Origin of the sequence: Streptomyces cinerochromogenes, assembly GCF_014648635.1 — a bacterium.
GTDB lineage: Bacteria > Actinomycetota > Actinomycetes > Streptomycetales > Streptomycetaceae > Streptomyces > Streptomyces cinerochromogenes.
Map to the genome: position 1 here is coordinate 1 of NZ_BMRM01000009.1, position 17,918 is coordinate 17,918.

Annotated in this window: 19 protein-coding genes; 16 read left to right on the forward strand and 3 right to left on the reverse strand. The window is 72.4% G+C overall.

Features of this window, described 5'->3' with window-relative positions; genetic code table 11:
• From IEZ20_RS18330 to IEZ20_RS18380, 11 genes are all read left to right on the forward strand, one after another.
• Nucleotides 1–662 (forward strand): glutamine amidotransferase-related protein (locus IEZ20_RS18330; RefSeq protein WP_444545258.1); only part of this gene is annotated, 662 nt, incomplete at its 5' end.
• Between the two features lie 126 nt (nucleotides 663–788).
• A complete protein-coding gene (locus tag IEZ20_RS18335) occupies nucleotides 789–1,415 on the forward strand; it encodes an NUDIX domain-containing protein (protein WP_189299923.1) in 627 nt (208 codons plus the stop codon).
• Nucleotides 1,416–1,590: 175 nt separating this feature from the next.
• Nucleotides 1,591–3,666, forward strand: a complete 2,076-nt coding sequence (locus IEZ20_RS18340; RefSeq protein WP_189299925.1) for a tetratricopeptide repeat protein — start codon at nucleotides 1,591–1,593, stop codon at nucleotides 3,664–3,666.
• 146 nt (nucleotides 3,667–3,812) lie between these two features.
• Nucleotides 3,813–4,928 carry an alanine dehydrogenase gene (ald, locus tag IEZ20_RS18345; protein ID WP_229896145.1) on the forward strand — a complete coding sequence of 372 codons (1,116 nt, stop codon included), beginning with the start codon at nucleotides 3,813–3,815 and terminating at the stop codon, nucleotides 4,926–4,928.
• 414 nt (nucleotides 4,929–5,342) lie between these two features.
• On the forward strand, nucleotides 5,343–6,476 hold the full coding sequence (locus tag IEZ20_RS18350) for a ParA family protein (protein WP_189299931.1): 1,134 nt from the start codon (nucleotides 5,343–5,345) through the stop codon (nucleotides 6,474–6,476).
• Nucleotides 6,461–7,009: a hypothetical protein gene (locus IEZ20_RS18355; protein ID WP_189299933.1), complete on the forward strand. Its 549-nt coding sequence runs from the start codon at nucleotides 6,461–6,463 to the stop codon at nucleotides 7,007–7,009. Before IEZ20_RS18350 ends, IEZ20_RS18355 begins: the two co-directional genes overlap by 16 nt.
• Before the next feature lie 18 nt (nucleotides 7,010–7,027).
• Nucleotides 7,028–8,140 carry a segregation and condensation protein A gene (locus IEZ20_RS18360; RefSeq protein ID WP_189299935.1) on the forward strand — a complete coding sequence of 371 codons (1,113 nt, stop codon included), beginning with the start codon at nucleotides 7,028–7,030 and terminating at the stop codon, nucleotides 8,138–8,140.
• Nucleotides 8,137–8,754: an SMC-Scp complex subunit ScpB gene (gene scpB, locus IEZ20_RS18365; RefSeq protein WP_189299938.1), complete on the forward strand. Its 618-nt coding sequence runs from the start codon at nucleotides 8,137–8,139 to the stop codon at nucleotides 8,752–8,754. The genes IEZ20_RS18360 and scpB overlap by 4 nt, the downstream gene beginning before the upstream one ends.
• A 13-nt stretch (nucleotides 8,755–8,767) precedes the next feature.
• Nucleotides 8,768–9,829, forward strand: a complete 1,062-nt coding sequence (locus IEZ20_RS18370; protein WP_189299941.1) for a pseudouridine synthase — start codon at nucleotides 8,768–8,770, stop codon at nucleotides 9,827–9,829.
• Nucleotides 9,830–9,892: 63 nt separating this feature from the next.
• On the forward strand, nucleotides 9,893–10,900 hold the full coding sequence (locus tag IEZ20_RS18375; protein WP_189299943.1) for an ADP-ribosylglycohydrolase family protein: 1,008 nt from the start codon (nucleotides 9,893–9,895) through the stop codon (nucleotides 10,898–10,900).
• A 3-nt stretch (nucleotides 10,901–10,903) separates the two neighbouring features.
• Entirely contained in the window at nucleotides 10,904–11,653 is a 750-nt protein-coding gene (locus tag IEZ20_RS18380; protein WP_189299945.1) for a nucleotidyltransferase domain-containing protein, read from the forward strand.
• Here IEZ20_RS18380 and IEZ20_RS18385 read toward each other — a convergent pair.
• Entirely contained in the window at nucleotides 11,579–12,322 is a 744-nt protein-coding gene (locus IEZ20_RS18385; protein ID WP_189299947.1) for a nucleotidyltransferase domain-containing protein, read from the reverse strand. The genes IEZ20_RS18380 and IEZ20_RS18385 overlap by 75 nt on opposite strands.
• A 22-nt stretch (nucleotides 12,323–12,344) precedes the next feature.
• Nucleotides 12,345–12,839: a Rieske (2Fe-2S) protein gene (locus tag IEZ20_RS18390; RefSeq protein WP_189299949.1), complete on the reverse strand. Its 495-nt coding sequence runs from the start codon at nucleotides 12,837–12,839 to the stop codon at nucleotides 12,345–12,347.
• 150 nt (nucleotides 12,840–12,989) lie between these two features.
• On the opposite strand from IEZ20_RS18390, the gene aroH reads away from it, so the two are divergent.
• The 5 genes from aroH (at nucleotide 12,990) to der (ending at nucleotide 17,447) form a co-directional block, all read left to right on the forward strand.
• The gene (gene aroH / locus IEZ20_RS18395) at nucleotides 12,990–13,352 is read left to right on the forward strand and encodes a chorismate mutase (protein ID WP_189299952.1); all 363 of its coding nucleotides are present in this window, start codon (nucleotides 12,990–12,992) and stop codon (nucleotides 13,350–13,352) included.
• The gene (locus tag IEZ20_RS18400) at nucleotides 13,349–14,434 is read left to right on the forward strand and encodes a prephenate dehydrogenase (RefSeq protein ID WP_189299954.1); all 1,086 of its coding nucleotides are present in this window, start codon (nucleotides 13,349–13,351) and stop codon (nucleotides 14,432–14,434) included. The genes aroH and IEZ20_RS18400 overlap by 4 nt, the downstream gene beginning before the upstream one ends.
• Nucleotides 14,435–14,533: 99 nt before the next feature.
• Nucleotides 14,534–15,229 carry a (d)CMP kinase gene (gene cmk, locus IEZ20_RS18405; RefSeq protein ID WP_189299956.1) on the forward strand — a complete coding sequence of 232 codons (696 nt, stop codon included), beginning with the start codon at nucleotides 14,534–14,536 and terminating at the stop codon, nucleotides 15,227–15,229.
• A gap of 62 nt (nucleotides 15,230–15,291) precedes the next feature.
• Nucleotides 15,292–15,879, forward strand: a complete 588-nt coding sequence (locus IEZ20_RS18410; protein ID WP_229896146.1) for a lysophospholipid acyltransferase family protein — start codon at nucleotides 15,292–15,294, stop codon at nucleotides 15,877–15,879.
• A 74-nt stretch (nucleotides 15,880–15,953) separates the two neighbouring features.
• Nucleotides 15,954–17,447: a ribosome biogenesis GTPase Der gene (der, locus tag IEZ20_RS18415; RefSeq protein WP_189299960.1), complete on the forward strand. Its 1,494-nt coding sequence runs from the start codon at nucleotides 15,954–15,956 to the stop codon at nucleotides 17,445–17,447.
• Nucleotides 17,448–17,508: 61 nt separating this feature from the next.
• On the opposite strand, the gene IEZ20_RS18420 is transcribed toward der, so the two are convergent.
• Nucleotides 17,509–17,868 carry a hypothetical protein gene (locus IEZ20_RS18420; protein ID WP_189299963.1) on the reverse strand — a complete coding sequence of 120 codons (360 nt, stop codon included), beginning with the start codon at nucleotides 17,866–17,868 and terminating at the stop codon, nucleotides 17,509–17,511.
• Nucleotides 17,869–17,918: the final 50 nt, after the last annotated feature.

Sequence of the window (17,918 nt, forward strand, 5' to 3'; positions counted from 1 at the left end):
AGATCAAGTGGGTGACCTCCGACGACTGCAAGACCCCGGCCGGTGCCCAGGCCCAGCTGGCGGACGTGGACGGCATCTGCATCCCCGGCGGGTTCGGCGACCGCGGTGTGCTGGGCAAGGTCGGCGCGATCCGTTACGCCCGGGAGAACAGGATCCCGCTGCTGGGGCTCTGCCTGGGCCTGCAGTGCATCGTGATCGAGGCCGCCCGGAACCTGGCGGACATCCCGGACGCGAACTCCACCGAGTTCGACCCGGGCACCGCCCACCCGGTGATCTCCACCATGGCCGAGCAGCTGGACATCGTGGCCGGCGAGGGCGACATGGGCGGAACGATGCGCCTGGGCATGTACCCGGCCAAGCTCGCCGAGGGCTCCATCGTCCGCGAGGTCTACGACGGCAAGGAGTACGTCGAGGAACGCCACCGGCACCGCTACGAGGTCAACAACGCCTACCGCGCGGAACTGGAGAAGAAGGCCGGCATCGTCTTCTCCGGCACCTCCCCCGACGGCAAGCTCGTGGAGTACGTGGAGTACCCGCGTGACGTCCACCCCTACCTGGTCGCCACGCAGGCGCACCCGGAGCTGCGCTCGCGGCCGACCCGTGCGAACCCGCTCTTCGCCGGGCTGGTGAAGGCCGCGGTCGAGCGGAAGAACTCGAAGTAACACACCGGTTGTACGGTGGCCGGGGTGCATACCTTCAAAGGTGGGCACCCCGGCTTCGCTTTTCCGGTGCGCCGCGCGGCCCGCGGGGAACCGGTCTTCGTGTGAACGTGTGTGGAGGGACAGGGCATGACGATCAAGGACACCCCCGAGGAGTGGGAGATCCGGGCCACGGACACCCCCTTCGTGGGCAACAAGACCTCCGTCCGCACGGACGACGTGGTCATGCCCGACGGCTCGGTGGCCCGCCGTGACTACCAGGTCCACCCCGGATCCGTGGCCGTCCTCGCCCTCGACGAGGAGGACCGGGTGCTGCTGATCAACCAGTACCGGCACCCGGTGCGGCACAAGCTGTGGGAGATCCCGGCCGGCCTGCTGGACGTGCCCGGCGAGAACCCGCTGCACGCCGCCCAGCGCGAGCTGTACGAGGAGGCACACGTCAAGGCCGAGGACTGGCGGGTGCTGACCGACGTGTACACCACCCCCGGCGGCTGCGACGAGGCCGTACGGATCTTCCTGGCCCGCGGCCTGTCCGACGCGGAGGGGGAGCGCTTCGCGGCGGAGCACGAGGAGACCGACATGCAGCACGCGCGCGTGCCGGTGGAGGAGCTGGTGCGCCGCGTCCTGGCCGGAGACGTGCACAACAACTGCCTCGTGGTCGGCGTGCTCTCCCTGGTCGCCGCGCGCGGCGGGGACGGACTGGACGCGCTGCGCCCGGCGGACGCGCCCTGGCCCGCGCGGCCCTTCGAGAGCTGAGCGCGGGACGAGCCCGACCCGTCCGGGCCACTGGTGTGACGATCGCCTGATCCGATCGGGCGATCCGTCCGCCGCGCTCCTCCGGGAACGTCGCAGAGCGTGAACTAGGCTCTTCAACGCCCGTACCGGAAGACACCGGCGGGCTTGCGCGTGCGGTGGGACGGGAGTGTGGCCCGTGACGGATCAGGCGGTGGACCCAGACGGTGCGGAACTGTCCGCGCGCCCGGCCGCGGAGGACCGATTCCTGGGCCGTACCCGGGAGTTGAAGGAGCTGCGCGCCGACATCGAACGCGCGGGCCTGGACACCCTCTCCGGCCGCAAGGCCCCCCGCGCGCGCGTGCTCCTCATCGCCGGCCGCCCCGGTTCCGGCCGTACCCGCCTCGCCGAGGAACTCGTCCGGCAGGTCGCCGAGCGTTACCCCGACGGAGTGCTGCGGGCCCGGCTCGGCGAGCCCGGCGGCACCCCGGTGCCCGTCGAGCAGGCCGCCCGCGACCTGCTGGCCGCGCTGGGGCTGCCCGCCCCCGCCGGGGCCGCCGAGGACGACCTGGCCGCGGCCCTGCGCGCGGCCCTCGCCGGCAAGCGGATGCTGCTCCTGCTGGACGACGCGGCCGGCGCCGAGCAGGTCGACGCACTGCTCCCGGACACCCCCGACTCCCTGGTGGTCGCCGTCTCCCAGGGCCCGCTCACCGGCATCGCGGACGTCCGCCCCTGCACGCTCGGCGGCCTCGACACCAAGTCCGCGCTGGAGCTGCTCACCGGGTACACCGGCTCGGTCCGCATCACCGTCGACCCGCGCGCCGCGGAGAGCCTGGTGGAGGCCTGCCAGGGCCACCCCGCCGCGCTGGTGCTGGCCGGCGGCTGGCTCGCCGCCCGTCCCCAGGCCGCCGTCTCCGACCTGGCCAAGCGGATGCACGCGTACACCGAGGGCGGCGCGGACGGCGCCGACGGCACCCCGCTCTCCCGCGTCTTCCGGCTCGTGTACGAGCAGCTGCCCGGACCGGCCGCCCGGATGCTGCGACTGCTCTGCCTGGCCCCGGCCGGCCTCGCCGACCCGCACACCGCCTCGGCGCTGGCCGGCTGCTCGGTCGACGCCGCCCGCGCCGTCCTGGACGACCTCGTCGCCCTCGGCCTGCTCCGCGCGGCGGACTCCCCGCTGCCCCAGTACGAGGTCCCCGGCTGTCTGCACCCGTTGCTGCGCGCCCTGGCCGAGAGCCAGGAGCGGCCCGCGGAGCTGCAGCTGGCCCGGGCCCGGATGCTGGAGCGGACGGTACGGCTGCTCCAGTCCTGCCGGGCGATCACCGAGACGGACAGCCCGCAGGCCAGGGAGAAGCTGAACGGCATGCCGCCCGCGCTGCGCTTCCCGAGTCCCCGGGCGGCCGCCGACTGGCTGCGCATCCGGCGGCCCGCCCTGCTGGCGTCCGCGCGTCTCGCCGTGGCCGACGGCGAGCTGGACACCCTCGCCCGCCGTCTGATGTCCCAGCTGGTCAGGGCCCTGGCGGCGCATGTGGGCACGCAGGCCGCCGCCCCCGACCTGTACGGCGTCCACGGCCTCGTCCTGGACATCGCCGAGCGGCGCGGGCTGCCCCGGGAGAAGGCCGCGGCCCTGCTGAACCTGGGCGATCTGGACGCGCAGACCGGCCGCACGCGGGAGGCGCTGGTCCGCTACCGGGCCGCCCTGGACGCCGGACGGGAGGCGAACGACCCGTACGCGACCGGCCGCGCGATGGAATCCGTAGGCGGCGCCTACCAGGAGCTGGGGGACCACGACCGGGCCGCCGACTGGTTCGGGCGGGCGCTGGCCGAACGGCTGGCCCGGGGGGAGCACCCGGAGGCCGCCCGGCTGTACGGCCGTATCGGCACCGCGCACACCTACGCCGGGCGCTACGGCGAGGCGCTGAGGAACTGGCGGGCCGCCCTGGCCGGCTACCGCAGGAGCGGTGATGTCGCCGCCAGCGCACGGGCGTTGAGCGAGATCGCCCGGGTGCAGGAGTACGCGGGGCGGCCCGAGGAGTCGCTGCGCACCTGCCAGGAGGCCGTGGAGTGGGCGCGGCGCGCCGAGGACCGCCGGTTGCAGGCCGCGCTCCAGCTGCGGCTCGCCGACACCCTCGACCGGCTCGGCGACCCGGCGGCGGCCCGCCTGCACCGCGCCGCGGCGGAGCGCATGCTGGGTGAGGAGCCCCCGGAGGAGGATGCAAGGCCGGAACAAGCCGCTAACACCTGCGAAATCCGCACTGCATCCAGCGAAGATTGATGCAATGAAAGGCTAGACAGCAGGAACACCTTCATTAGACTGGCTCTGCCGCACGTTCTCCTGCGGTGTCTCCCGGTATGCCCCCGCATGTCTGGGTACGTCTGTATTGCACCCCCATACCCTCTGAGCCAAGGACCGTGATCGACGTGAAGGTCGGCATCCCCCGCGAGGTCAAGAACAACGAGTTCCGGGTGGCCATCACCCCCGCCGGTGTGCACGAGCTGGTGCGCAACGGCCACCAGGTCGTCATCGAGCGGGGCGCCGGCCTCGGCTCCTCGATCACGGACGAGGAGTACGTCAGCGCCGGTGCCGCCATCCTCGACACCGCGGACGAGGTCTGGGCCTCCGCCGATCTGCTGCTGAAGGTCAAGGAGCCGATCGCGGAGGAGTACCACCGCCTCCGCAAGGACCAGACCCTCTTCACCTACCTGCACCTGGCCGCCTCCAAGGAGTGCACGGACGCGCTGCTGGAGTCCGGCACCACGGCCATCGCCTACGAGACCGTCGAGCTGCCGAACCGCGCCCTGCCGCTGCTCGCCCCGATGTCCGAGGTCGCGGGCCGGCTGGCCCCGCAGGTCGGCGCCTACCACCTGATGCGCGCGGCCGGCGGCCGTGGCGTGCTGCCGGGCGGTGTCCCGGGTGTGACCCCGGCCAAGTGCGTCGTCATCGGCGGCGGTGTCTCCGGCTGGAACGCCACCCAGATCGCCGTCGGCATGGGCTTCGAGGTGACCCTGCTCGACCGCGACATCAACAAGCTGCGCGAGGCCGACCGGATCTTCGGCACCAAGGTCAAGGCGATCATGTCCAACTCCTTCGAGCTGGAGAAGGCCGTCCTCGACGCCGACCTCGTCATCGGTGCGGTCCTCATCCCGGGCGCCAAGGCCCCGAAGCTGGTCACCAACGAGATGGTGTCCCGCATGAAGCCGGGAAGTGTCCTTGTCGACATCGCGATCGACCAGGGCGGCTGCTTCGAGGACTCCCGCCCCACCACGCACGCCGAGCCGACCTTCCAGGTCCACAACTCGGTCTTCTACTGCGTCGCCAACATGCCGGGCGGCGTGCCGAACACCTCCACCAACGCCCTCACCAACGCCACGCTGCCGTACATCGTCTCGCTGGCCAACAACGGCTGGGCGGAGGCGCTGCGCCGCGACGCCGCGCTCGCCAAGGGTCTCAACACCCATGACGGCAAGGTCGTTTACAAGGAGGTCGCCGAGGCGCACGGCCTCGACCACGTCGAGCTGGAGTCCCTGCTCGGCTGACCCCCGTGACCTGGTGAGTCGTTAAGTCGCCCACCGGCAAAAGGCGATTCGTCAACACGTCTCGTCAACCCCGCGCACCCGGCCGGACCTTGCCCGACAAGGTCCGGCCGGATGTGTGTATGGTCACTTTGCGACTCTCGGTCAACTCGCCTCGAACGTAACCCTTCGACCGATTCGCACACCGGTGAAACCTGCTGTGCGACGGCCGTACGCCCTTGACAGAGGGATGTTTCATTGCCGACACATCCTGCCGGGTCCGGCGGATTGTGTTGCTGCGGACCGCCGACACGCCATAGAGTCGCCAACCGTCGGCATGGTGCCACGCTGACCTTGTCTAGAAGTTTCCTGGTCACCAAGGAGGTAAGACGACTTGTGAATGAGTCGACATTTTCTCCCGGGGGTGGTCAACCAGGAATGCCTGCACGGGACCAGGGTCCCGCGGGTTTCGAGGCTGTCGGCTCCGTAGCTGTGCGCACCTTCGCAGCCCACCAGAGTTCCGGTCCGCAGGCGGCCGGGACAGCACACCCGAGCATGGATGGCCATCACGTGAACGCCATGGCCGGCGACGGAAGTGGCGCGCCCCACAACCACTTCGCCGACTACGACGAACTGCCCGAGGGGCACTTCTACGACCCCGACGCCGAGTACGAGCCCGATCCCGAGTACGCGGCCACGCTCGCGCCCGACGCGGCCCGCCAGCGCCGTGAGCGCATCGGCCCGACCGGACGCCCGCTGCCGTACTTCCCGATCCCGGGCCCGCTGACCGACCACGGCCCCGCGACGATCATCGCGATGTGCAACCAGAAGGGCGGCGTCGGCAAGACGACGTCGACCATCAACCTGGGTGCCGCGCTCGCGGAGTACGGCCGGCGCGTGCTGCTCGTGGACTTCGACCCGCAGGGCGCGCTGTCGGTCGGTCTCGGCGTCAACCCGATGGAGCTGGACCTCACCGTCTACAACCTGCTCATGGAGCGGGGCATGTCCGCGGACGAGGTCCTGCTGAAGACGGCGGTCCCCAACATGGACCTGCTGCCCTCCAACATCGACCTGTCGGCCGCCGAGGTCCAGCTGGTCTCCGAGGTCGCGCGCGAGTCGACGCTCCAGCGGGCGCTGAAGCCCCTGCTGCCCGACTACGACTACATCGTGATCGACTGCCAGCCCTCGCTCGGCCTGCTCACCGTCAACGCCCTGACGGCCGCTCACAAGGTGATCGTGCCGCTGGAGTGCGAGTTCTTCGCCCTGCGCGGTGTGGCCCTGCTGACCGAGACCATCGAGAAGGTCCAGGAGCGGCTCAACCCCGAGCTGGAGCTGGACGGCATCCTCGCCACGATGTACGACTCGCGCACGGTGCACAGCCGCGAGGTGCTGGCCCGCGTGGTCGAGGCGTTCGACGACCACGTCTACCACACGGTCATCGGCCGCACGGTCCGCTTCCCGGAGACCACGGTCGCCGGTGAGCCGATCACCACGTACGCCTCCAACTCCGTCGGTGCCGCCGCCTACCGCCAGCTCGCCAGGGAGGTGCTCGCCCGGTGTCACGCCGAGTGAGTCTGCCCGGGGCCGACGAACTGTTCCGCACGACCGGGGGGATGGCGCTCCAGCCGTCCACGCCCCGCCGGGCGGTCAACGGCGAGGCCCGGGTGCCGGCTCCCGCGGGGGAGAGCGACGAGGCGGCCGCCGCCGAGGACGCACCGCAGGCGGTGCCCGTCCAGAGCGGGGACGGAGAGGGCGCGGAGCACGTGGCGGCGGAGGCCGAGCCGGCCGAGGCCGGCGAGTCCCGCACCCGGCCGGCCCGGCGTCAGGCGGCGCAGGAAGGTTCTGCCGCCGCGCAGCCGCGCAAGCGCGGCCGGGCGGCGACGCGGCGGCCCAGCGGGCGCGAGCGGCACGACGAGAAGATCACCGTCTACGTCTCCGCCGAGGAGCTGATGGACCTGGAGCACGCGCGTCTGGTGCTCCGCGGTGAGCACGGGCTCGCGGTGGACCGCGGGCGGATCGTCCGCGAGGCGGTGGCCGTGGTCCTGGCCGACCTGGAGTCCCGCGGGGACGCGAGCATCCTCGTACGACGGCTGCGCGGGCGGTAACGGTAGCCTGCGGGGGCTATGACCTCGAACGGAGCCCCTGCCCCCGGCGCAACCGCCGGCCGTCGGCGTGCGCTGGGGCGAGGGCCGGGCGCCGCGCCGGACGAGCCGGTCGCCGTACCCGCCGAGACCCCTGGACCGGAGCTGCCGGAACCGGAGCCGGCGCCCACCGGGCCGGAGCCGGCCGAGCCGGAGCCGAGTGAGTCCGAGCCCGTGGGGCCCGAGCCGCGCGAGCCGGAGCCCGTCGACCCCGAGTCCACCGAGCCCGAGCCGACTGCGCCCGAGCCCGCTTCCGACGGTGTCTTCACGGTGCGCCTCTCCAACTTCGAGGGCCCCTTCGACCTGCTCCTCCAGCTGATCTCCAAGCACAAGCTGGACGTCACCGAGGTCGCCCTGTCGAAGGTCACCGACGAGTTCATGGCGCACATCCGGGCCATGGGCCCCGACTGGGACCTGGACCAGACGACGGAGTTCCTCGTCGTCGCCGCCACGCTGCTCGACCTCAAGGCCGCCCGGCTGCTGCCCGCCGCCGAGGTGGAGGACGAGGCCGACCTGGCGCTGCTGGAGGCCCGCGACCTGTTGTTCGCGCGGCTGCTCCAGTACCGCGCGTACAAACAGATCGCCGACATCTTCGACCAGCGGCTCGGCGAGGAGGCCCGGCGCTACCCCCGTACCGTCGGCCTCGAACCCGAGCACGCCGAGCTGCTGCCGGAGGTCGTCATCAGCATCGGCCCCGAGGGGTTCGCCAGGCTGGCGGTCAAGGCGATGCAGCCCAGGCCCAAGCCGCAGGTCTACGTCGAGCACATCCACGCCCCGCTGGTCAGCGTGCAGGAGCAGGCCGGCCTCGTGGTCGCGCGGCTGCGGGAGCTGGGCGAGGCCAGCTTCCGGGTGCTGGTGGAGGACACCGACGACACCCTCACCGTCGTGGCGAGGTTCCTGGCGCTGCTGGAGCTGTACCGGGAGAAGGCCGTCGCCCTGGACCAGGAGACCGCCCTCGGTGAGCTGCTGGTGCGCTGGACCGGCGGGGACGGGGACGGGGCGCCGAGGGTCACGGACGAGTTCGACCGGCCGCCGGAGGCGCCCAAGGAGGAGAAGGCCGGGCGGGAGAAGGCCGGGAAGGAGAAGAAGGCATGAGCGAGACCGCCGACCTCGACCTCAAGCCCGCCCTGGAGGCGATGCTCATGGTCGTGGACGAGCCCGCGACCGAGGAGCACCTGGCGAGGATCCTGGAACGGCCCAAGCGGCACATCGCGGACGCGCTGCGCGAGCTGGCCGACGAGTACACCGTGCAGGGCCGCGGCTTCGAGCTGCGGTTCGTGGCCGGCGGCTGGCGCTTCTACACCCGCGCCGCCTACGCGCCGGCCGTCGAGCGGCTGGTCCTGGACGGCCAGACCGCCCGGCTCACCCAGGCCGCGCTGGAGACGCTCGCGGTCGTCGCCTACCGCCAGCCGGTGAGCCGCAGCCGCGTCTCCGCCGTGCGCGGGGTGAACTGCGACGGGGTCATGCGCACCCTCCTGCAGCGCGGTCTGGTCGAGGAGGCGGGCACGGAACCCGAAACAGGTGCGATCCTGTACAGGACGACGAACTACTTCCTGGAGCGGATGGGCCTGCGCGGCCTGGACGAGCTTCCGGAACTCGCGCCCTTCCTCCCCGAGGCGGAGGCGATCGAGGCCGAGACCCAGGAGGGGGTCCCGTCGTTCGACCCGGACGCGCCCGACGCGCCCGGCGGTCAGGACGCAGACGACTAAGACGGAAACCTTGATGCGAAGCAGCGGCAGCGGCAAGAGCGGCGGGCGCGGTAACTACCGCGGTGCCGGCAACGACAGGGACCAGAAGCAGGGGCAGGGCCGGCCCCGCAAGCCCCGCCCCGAGGAGCGCCGCTACGACGTGGGCCCCGGGGCCACCAAGGACGGCCCCAAGGCCGGACGCGGCGGGGCGGCCCGCGGCGGCGCCAAGGGCGGCCCGAAGCGGCCCCAGCAGGGCGGTCGTACGGCCCCGGCGCGCTCGCGGGAGTACGAGACCCGGGTGGAGGAGCGCAACCGGGACCGGTACGCGGGCAAGAAGGACATCAAGCTGCCCAAGACCTTCCCCGGCGCCGAGCAGGAGGGCGAGCGGCTGCAGAAGGTCCTCGCGCGCGCGGGCTACGGCTCCCGGCGGGCCTGCGAGGAGCTGATCGACCAGGCCCGGGTCGAGGTGAACGGCGAGATCGTCACCGAGCAGGGCAAGCGGGTCGACCCGGAGAAGGACGAGGTCAAGGTCGACGGCCTGACGGTCGCGACCCAGTCGTACCAGTTCTTCTCGCTGAACAAGCCCGCCGGTGTCGTCTCCACCATGGAGGACCCGGAGGGCCGGCAGTGCCTCGGTGACTACGTCACCAACCGCGAGACCCGGCTCTTCCACGTCGGGCGGCTGGACACCGAGACCGAGGGCGTCATCCTGCTCACCAACCACGGCGAGCTGGCGCACCGCCTCACCCACCCGAAGTACGGCGTGAAGAAGACCTATCTCGCCGCGATCGTCGGGCCGATCCCGCGCGACCTGGGCAAGCGCCTGAAGGACGGCATCCAGCTGGAGGACGGCTACGCGCGCGCGGACCACTTCCGGGTGGTCGAGCAGACCGGCAAGAACTACCTGGTCGAGGTGACCCTGCACGAGGGCCGCAAGCACATCGTGCGCCGGATGCTGGCGGAGGCGGGCTTCCCGGTCGAGAAGCTGGTGCGCACCTCCTTCGGCCCGATCACACTGGGCGACCAGAAGTCCGGCTGGCTGCGGCGCCTGTCGAACACCGAGGTCGGCATGCTGATGAAGGAAGTCGACCTCTAAAGCGCCTTGCCGTGATCACCGTCCCCCTTTATTGTCATGGTGACGATAAAGGGGGACGTGCATATGTCCAAGCAGCCGGCGACCGGAGCGCTTCTCGGCCTCGCCCTGGGGGACGCCCTCGGCTTCCCGACCGAGTTCAAGACCGTGCCGCTGATCGAGTCGGTGTTCGGGCCCTGGCGGAAGCTGGAGCTGCCGGAGCGGGCGCGCGTCTCCGACGACACCCAGATGACCCTCGCCCTCGGGCGGGCCTTGCGCACGGCCATGGAGCGCGGACACCTCGCCCCCGAGCGGCTGGAGCGGCCCCTGCGCGAGGAGTTCGTGGACTGGTACCGGTCGCCGGAGAACAACCGCGCCCCGGGCAACACCTGTCTGCGGGCCTGCGAGCTGCTCACGGCGGAGGGCCGCGCCTGGCAGGACGCCAGCCAGATCGGCTCCAAGGGCTGCGGTGCCAACATGCGGGTCGCCCCGATCGGACTCGCGCCGTGCCTGAGCGCCGAACAGCGGGCCGGCGCGGCCCAGTTGCAGTCCGCGCTCACCCACGGCCACCCCACCGCGCTGGCCGCCTCCGACCTCACCGCCCACGCCGTCCACCTGCTCGCCCGGGGCACCGACCCGGCCGGACTGGTCGGGCAGCTGCGCTCGTACGCCCTGGACAACCGCACCCGCTACCACCACACCTGGCTCGGCGACCTGTGGACCCGCTCCCAGGACCCCGGCCCCGAGCACTTCATCGCGCGCGGCTGGGACGAGTGCCTGGAGATCCTCGGCCGGCTCCAGGAGGCCGTACGGACCGTCTCCCCGGAGACCGACCCGTGCCTGGCCACCGGCGAGGGCTGGATCGCCGAGGAGGCCCTCGCCACCGGGCTGCTGTGCTTCCTGCTCTTCCCCGGCGAGCCCGTCACCGCCCTGCGCCGCGCCGCCTGCACCGCCGGCGACTCCGACTCCATCGCCTGCCTCACCGGTGCCTTCGCGGGCGCCTGGCTGGGCGCCGGTGCCTGGCCCGCCGACTGGACCGGCCGGATCGAGTACCGAGGCGACCTGTTGGCCCTCGGAGCGCTCTGGGACGCTTAGTCCATGATCGACGACCTCGACATCGACCTGGCCCCGGTGGTCGCGGAACAGCCCGACCCGCTGCTGTTCGCCACCGTCTCCGGCGCCCACCTGTACGGCTTCCCCTCGCAGGACTCCGACGTGGACCTGCGGGGCGTCCATCTGCTCCCCGCCGCCGACCTCGTCGGACTGCGCGAGCCGGAGGAGACCCGCTCGCGGACCTGGGTCCGGTACGGCGTCGAGCTGGACCTCGTCACCCACGACCTGCGCAAGTTCGTACGGCTGATGCTCCGCCGCAACGGCTATGTGCTGGAGCAGCTGCTCTCGCCCCTCGTCGTGCACACCACCGACGCCCACCGGGAGCTGGCCGACCTGGCCCCCGGCGTCCTCACCGGCCACCACGCCCACCACTACCGCGGGTTCGCGGTGACCCAGTGGCGGCTGTTCGAGAAGACCGGCGAACTCAAGCCGCTGCTCTACACCTTCCGTGTGCTGCTCACCGGCATCCACCTGATGCGCAGCGGCGAGGTCCAGGCCCATCTGCCCACCCTCCTGGAGGAGGTCGGCGGGCCCGGCTACCTGCCCGAGCTGATAGCCGCCAAGCGGGAGCGGGAACACGGCACGGCCGACGTCGACCGCGAGCGCGTCGAGGCCGACGTGGAGCGGCTGCACGACGTGCTCGACGAGGCGCAGGCCGGCTCAGCCCTGCCCGACGCCGCCGGCGCCCAGGACGCCCTGCACGACCTCGTGGTCCGGCTCCGCCTGGCGGGCTGAGGCACGGCGCGCCCGGTACAGGAAACCGGCCACGCGCGCGTGGTCCGGCTCCGGCGGCAGCGGGCTGCCCCGCAGGGCCTCCTCGGCCTCGGCCGCCAGCCGGACCATCCACGCCTCGACCGCGGCCCACGGCACCTCGCCGTGCTTCACCGCCAACAGGCGCTCGCGCTGCTCACCGACGTCGATCACCAGCTCGCCGGTGCGCAGCAGGTCCCGGGCGCTCGTCAGCAGCCGCAGCAGATGCATCGCGTGCTTCCAGCGCGGGGCGCCCGTCGCGCGGACGTCCGCGTCGAGCTTCCTGCGCTGGCCGAGGGCGTACCGCGTGAAGGTGCCGTACACCTGCCGGGACAGGAAGGCGCCGCGCAGGGACAGCAGCTCGCGGCCGGTGGCGTCCACGTGCTCCACCAGCGGGGAGTGCAGGCACTCCAGGATGTTCGGGTTGCCGCGCAGCGCCAGCTCGCAGAAGCGTTCCAGCTCCCAGGAGAACTGCTCCTCGCCCGGCCCCTCCACATGGGTCGGCGGCTTCTCGAACCGCCAGAACAGCGGGGTCGGGGCGAGGAACACCCCGCGCCGGTCGGTGTCGCTGGCGTCCGTCGCCAGACCGAAGGCACGGGAGCCCATGACACAGGCGTAGATCGTGTGGTGGCGTACGAGGTCCTGCGGCTGCATCCCCGGAGCGTACGCGGCCCCCTCAGTCCACGTGGACCGAGTTTCCGTCCACCGCGACCGACCGCTTCTCCAGCGGCCTGGTCGCGGGGCCGTGGACCACCGAACCGTCGGTGATCCGGAACCTGCTGCCGTGGCAGGGACAGTCGATGGTGCCGTCCGCCACCTCGTTCACCGTGCAGCCCTGGTGGGTGCAGACCGCCGAGAAGGCCTTGAACTTCCCCTTCTCCGGCTGCGTGACCACCACCTTCTCCTTCTTGAACACCTTGCCGCCGCCCACCGGGATGTCGCCGGTCAGCGCCAGCACCCTCCCCGCGTGGGACGCCTCCTCGGCGACGGGGGTGGTCTCCTCCGCGGCGGGGGACGCCTCCTCGGCGGCGGGGGGCGCCGACGACGCCGTCATCGACGCCGTCGCCGGTGCGGCCTCGCCGCCGTCCTTGCCGCCGCACCCCACGCATCCCAGGGCGAGCGCGCCGGCGCCGGTGGCGAGGACCGTTCGCCGTGTAGCTGGCTGGGGCATGTCAGACCTCCGTGACAGAAGTGTGCATATCGGTGGATACCGGAACGTCCGCATCGTCTCAGCGAGCGAGCGGCGCACGCCCGTCCCGCGCGGGCTGACTAGGCTGGACGGACCAAGAACGGAACACGCATGTCAGCGAGGAGCAGCGCCGTGGCGGTACGAGCGGTCCGGGGGGCCGTCCAACTGGAGCGGGACGAGGCCGGGCACATGGAGGAGCAGGTGGGGGCCCTGCTCACCGCCGTCCTGGAGCGGAACGGGCTGACCGCCGACGATTTGATCAGCATCTGGTTCACGGCCACCCCCGACCTGCACAGCGACTTCCCGGCCGCCGCCGCCCGCAAGCTCGGCATCGTGGACGTCCCCCTCATCTGCGCCCAGGAACTGGACATCGAGGGCGCCATGCCCCGGGTCGTGCGGATCCTCGCGCACATCGAGTCCGACACGCCCCGCGCCGACATCAACCACGTCTACCTCGGCGCCGCCGCGGCCCTGCGCAAGGACATCGCCCAGTGAGAACCGCACTCGTCATCGGAACCGGCCTCATCGGCACCTCCGCCGCCCTGGCCCTCGCCCAGCGCGGCGTCACCGTCCACCTCGCCGACCACGACCCCGGGCAGGCCCGCACGGCCGCCGCGCTCGGCGCCGGCACCGACGAGGCCCCCGAGGGCCCGGTCGACCTGGCCGTCGTCGCCGCCCCGCCCGCCCATGTGGCCCGGGTGCTCGCCGACGCGATGCGCCGGGGCGTGGCCCGCGGCTACCTGGACGTCGCCAGCGTCAAGGGCGGCCCCCGCCGCGAGCTGGAGGCGCTCGGCCTGGACCTCACCGCGTACATCGGCACCCACCCCATGTCCGGCCGGGAGAAGTCCGGCCCGCTGGCCGCCACCGGCGACCTCTTCGAGGGCCGCCCCTGGGTGCTCACCCCCACCCGCGACACCGACACCGAGGTGCTCAACCTCGCCCTGGAGCTGGTCTCGCACTGCCGGGCCGTCCCGGTCGTCATGGACGCCGACGCCCACGACCGCGCCGTGGCCCTCGTCTCCCACATGCCCCACCTGGTGTCCAGCATGGTCGCCGCGCGCCTGGAGCACGCCGAGGAGGCCGCCGTACGGCTGTGCGGGCAGGGCATCCGGGACGTGACCCGGATCGCCGCCTCCGACCCCCGCATGTGGATCGACATCCTGTCCGCGAACCCCGGCCCGGTCGCCGACCTGCTCTCCGACGTCGCCTCCGACCTGGACGAGACGGTCCGCGCGCTGCGCGCCCTGCAGTCCTCCGACGAGGACAAGCGGGCGCAGGGCACCGCCGGCATCGAGGACGTGCTGCGCCGTGGGAACGCCGGCCAGGTGCGGGTACCCGGCAAGCACGGCAGCGCCCCGCGCGTGTACGAGACCGTCGTCGTCCTCATCGACGACCAGCCCGGCCAGCTGGCCCGCATCTTCGCGGACGCGGGCCGGGCCGGCGTCAACATCGAGGACGTCCGGATCGAGCACGCGACCGGACAGCAGGCCGGTCTGGTGCAGCTCATGGTCGAACCGAAGGCCGCCACGGCCCTGAAGGAGGCGCTGCGCGAGCGGGGCTGGGCGCTGCGCCAGTAACGCCCGGTGAGGACGGCTCCCGCGAGCCAGTAACCTTGTCCGGGGCGCCCTCGCGCCCCGGACCCCGCCCACCACCCTTCACCAGGAAGGTGCCCTCCCGTGGAAAACGGCGCCGCCCCGACCGCCAAGCCCGTGATCGTCGCCATCGACGGTCCCTCCGGCACGGGCAAGTCGAGCACGTCGAAGGCCGTGGCCGCGCAGCTCGGCCTCAGCTACCTGGACACCGGTGCCCAGTACCGGGCCATCACCTGGTGGATGGTGACCAACGGCATCGACCTGGAGGACCCGACCGCCATCGCCGCCGTCGCCGGCAAGCCGGAGATCGTCTCCGGCACCGACCCGGCCGCCCCGACCATCACGGTCGATGGTGTCGACGTCGCCGCCCCGATCCGCACCCAGGAGGTCACCTCCAAGGTCAGCGCGGTCAGCGCGGTGCCCGAGGTGCGCGCCCGGATCACCGAGCTGCAGCGCTCGCTGGCCGCGGCCGCGGAGCACGGCATCGTGGTCGAGGGCCGCGACATCGGTACGACGGTCCTCCCGGACGCCGACCTGAAGATCTTCCTCACCGCCTCCCCGGAGGCCCGTGCGGCCCGCCGCAGCGGTGAGCTGAAGGGCGCCGACGTCCACGCCACCCGCGAGGCCCTGATCAAGCGGGACGCGGCCGACTCCAGCCGCAAGACCTCGCCGCTCGCCAAGGCGGACGACGCGGTCGAGGTGGACACCACCGAGCTGACCCTCGCCCAGGTCATCGAGTGCGTCGTCACCCTGGTCGAGGAGAAGCGGGCCGGGAAGTGAGCCGTACGCCGGTCGCGTCGGAGCGGGGCGCCGAGGTCGGGCGGCGCATCGGCGTCGGCCTGATGTACGGCCTGTGGCGGCCGCGCGTGCTCGGCGCCTGGAAGATGCCGGCCACCGGCCCGGTGATCCTCGCCGTGAACCACTCCCACAACATCGACGGCCCGATGGTCATGGGCGTGGCGCCCCGGCCCACGCACTTCCTGATCAAGAAGGAAGCCTTCGTCGGGCCGCTGGACGCCTTCCTGACCGGCATCGGCCAGCTGAAGGTGGACCGGGCCACGGCCGACCGCACCGCGATCACCGAGGCCCTCGGCGTGCTGGCGGCCGGGGGAGTGCTGGGCATCTTCCCGGAGGGCACCCGGGGTGAGGGCGACTTCGCCTCGCTGCGCGCCGGGCTCGCCTACTTCGCGGTCCGCAGCGGGGCGCCGATCGTCCCCGTGGCCGTCCTGGGAAGCGCCGAGCGGCCCGGACGGCTGGTGAAGGCGCTGCCCCCGCTGCGCTCCCGCGTCGACGTCGTCTTCGGCGACCCGTTCGAGGCGGGCGACGGCAGCGGGCGGCGTACGCGCAGGGCGCTGGACGAGGCGACCGAGCGCATCCAGAAGCAGCTCACCGGCCATCTGGAAAACGCCAGGCGCCTGACCGGGCGCTAGGCGACACTTGAGTAGTGGATCAGCCGCTGTACGGCGGTCCACCGATCACCACGAACGAACGAGGTACGGACTTCATGAACGACCAGATCCAGCCCGACGGCTCGGACGCGCACGAGAGCGCGCACGAGTACGAGCACGGGGCTCTCGGCGACGCCGAGTACGCGGAGTTCATGGAGCTCGCCGCGGAAGAGGGCTTCGACATCGAGGATGTCGAGGGCGCCATCGAGGCGGCGGGCCACGGTCCGCTGCCCGTGCTCGCCGTCGTCGGCCGCCCCAATGTCGGCAAGTCGACCCTGGTGAACCGGATGATCGGCCGCCGTGAGGCGGTCGTGGAGGACCGGCCGGGCGTCACCCGCGACCGCGTCACCTACGAGGCCGAGTGGGCCGGCCGCCGCTTCAAGGTCGTCGACACCGGCGGCTGGGAGCAGGACGTCCTCGGCATCGACGCCTCCGTGGCCGCGCAGGCCGAGTACGCGATCGAGGCCGCCGACGCGGTCGTCTTCGTGGTCGACGCCAAGGTCGGCGCGACCGACACCGACGAGGCGGTGGTCCGGCTGCTGCGCAAGGCCGGCAAGCCGGTCGTGCTCTGCGCCAACAAGGTCGACGGCCCGAGCGGCGAGGCCGACGCGGCCTACCTGTGGAACCTGGGCCTCGGCGAGCCCCACCCGGTCTCGGCCCTGCACGGCCGCGGCACCGGCGACATGCTCGACGCCGTCCTGGAGGTCCTGCCGGACGCCCCCGAGCAGTCCTTCGGCACCGCGATCGGCGGCCCCCGCCGCATCGCCCTCATCGGCCGCCCGAACGTCGGCAAGTCCTCGCTGCTGAACAAGGTGGCCGGCGAGGAGCGCGTCGTCGTCAACGAGCTGGCGGGCACCACCCGCGACCCGGTGGACGAGATGATCGAACTCGGCGGCAAGACCTGGAAGTTCGTGGACACCGCCGGTATCCGCAAGCGGGTCCACCTCCAGCAGGGCGCCGACTACTACGCCTCCCTGCGCACGGCGGCCGCGGTGGAGAAGGCGGAGGTCGCGGTCATCCTGCTCGACGCCTCCGAGAACATCTCGGTCCAGGACCAGCGGATCGTCACCATGGCCGTCGAGGCGGGCCGCGCGATCGTCCTGGCCTTCAACAAGTGGGACACCCTCGACGAGGAGCGCCGCTACTACCTGGAGCGGGAGATCGAGACCGAGCTGGGCCAGGTCGCCTGGGCGCCCCGGGTCAACGTCTCGGCGCGCACCGGCCGGCACATGGAGAAGCTGGTCCCGGCGATCGAGACGGCGCTGGCGGGCTGGGAGACGCGTGTCCCCACCGGCCGCCTGAACGCCTTCCTCGGAGAGCTGGTCTCGGCCCACCCGCACCCGGTCCGGGGCGGCAAGCAGCCGCGCATCCTGTTCGGCACCCAGGCCGGCACCAAGCCCCCGCGGTTCGTGCTCTTCGCCTCCGGCTTCATCGAGGCCGGCTACCGGCGCTTCATCGAGCGCCGGCTGCGCGAGGAGTTCGGCTTCGAGGGCACCCCGATCCACATCTCGGTGCGGGTGCGCGAGAAGCGCGGCGGGAAGAAGAAGTAACGGCGGTACGACGCCTCAGGGCGGCCCTGGAGTTCCAGGGCCGCCCTGAGGCGTTCGTGGGTCACGCGCCGCGGCGCGGTCCCGGCGGCAGGGCGGCCGCGATGGTGCCGACGCGCTGCCACTGCGACTGCTGCCGGGCGCTGTAGGCCCCCGCGCTGTAGGCGCTGTACGAGCTGCTGAACGACCCCGGCCGGTGGCCGCCGTACGTGCCCGCGCCGTCCGGGAGGTCCCCGAACGCGCTGAACCCCAGCTCCTCCTCGCCGCTGCGGTCACCCGGCAGCGTGCGGAAGGTCTTGACCCACTCCGCGTAGAGCGAGTCGTAGATCGGCGTGGCAGACGGCCCGCCGGACGGCTCGTGTGCCGTCCGGGCGGACGGCACGGACGAGAAGGACCGGCGGGGAGAAGTGTCGTATGCGTGCACGTATGTCCAAACGACCGGATCTCCAAAGAGATGCGGTCGGCGGACTCACC

What these genes read in the sequence shown, in the direction of transcription:
- IEZ20_RS18350 (WP_189299931.1), top strand. Translation starts at nt 5,343, where the DNA reads ATGCCTGCACGGGACCAGGGTCCCGCGGGTTTCGAGGCTGTCGGCTCC.
- der (WP_189299960.1), top strand. Translation starts at nt 15,954, where the DNA reads ATGAACGACCAGATCCAGCCCGACGGCTCGGACGCGCACGAGAGCGCG.
- IEZ20_RS18360 (WP_189299935.1), top strand. Translation starts at nt 7,028, where the DNA reads ATGACCTCGAACGGAGCCCCTGCCCCCGGCGCAACCGCCGGCCGTCGG.
- IEZ20_RS18375 (WP_189299943.1), top strand. Translation starts at nt 9,893, where the DNA reads ATGTCCAAGCAGCCGGCGACCGGAGCGCTTCTCGGCCTCGCCCTGGGG.
- IEZ20_RS18410 (WP_229896146.1), top strand. Translation starts at nt 15,292, where the DNA reads ATGTACGGCCTGTGGCGGCCGCGCGTGCTCGGCGCCTGGAAGATGCCG.
- scpB (WP_189299938.1), top strand. Translation starts at nt 8,137, where the DNA reads ATGAGCGAGACCGCCGACCTCGACCTCAAGCCCGCCCTGGAGGCGATG.
- IEZ20_RS18370 (WP_189299941.1), top strand. Translation starts at nt 8,768, where the DNA reads ATGCGAAGCAGCGGCAGCGGCAAGAGCGGCGGGCGCGGTAACTACCGC.
- IEZ20_RS18390 (WP_189299949.1), bottom strand. Translation starts at nt 12,839, where the DNA reads ATGCCCCAGCCAGCTACACGGCGAACGGTCCTCGCCACCGGCGCCGGC.
- IEZ20_RS18380 (WP_189299945.1), top strand. Translation starts at nt 10,904, where the DNA reads ATGATCGACGACCTCGACATCGACCTGGCCCCGGTGGTCGCGGAACAG.
- IEZ20_RS18335 (WP_189299923.1), top strand. Translation starts at nt 789, where the DNA reads ATGACGATCAAGGACACCCCCGAGGAGTGGGAGATCCGGGCCACGGAC.
- IEZ20_RS18385 (WP_189299947.1), bottom strand. Translation starts at nt 12,322, where the DNA reads ATGCAGCCGCAGGACCTCGTACGCCACCACACGATCTACGCCTGTGTC.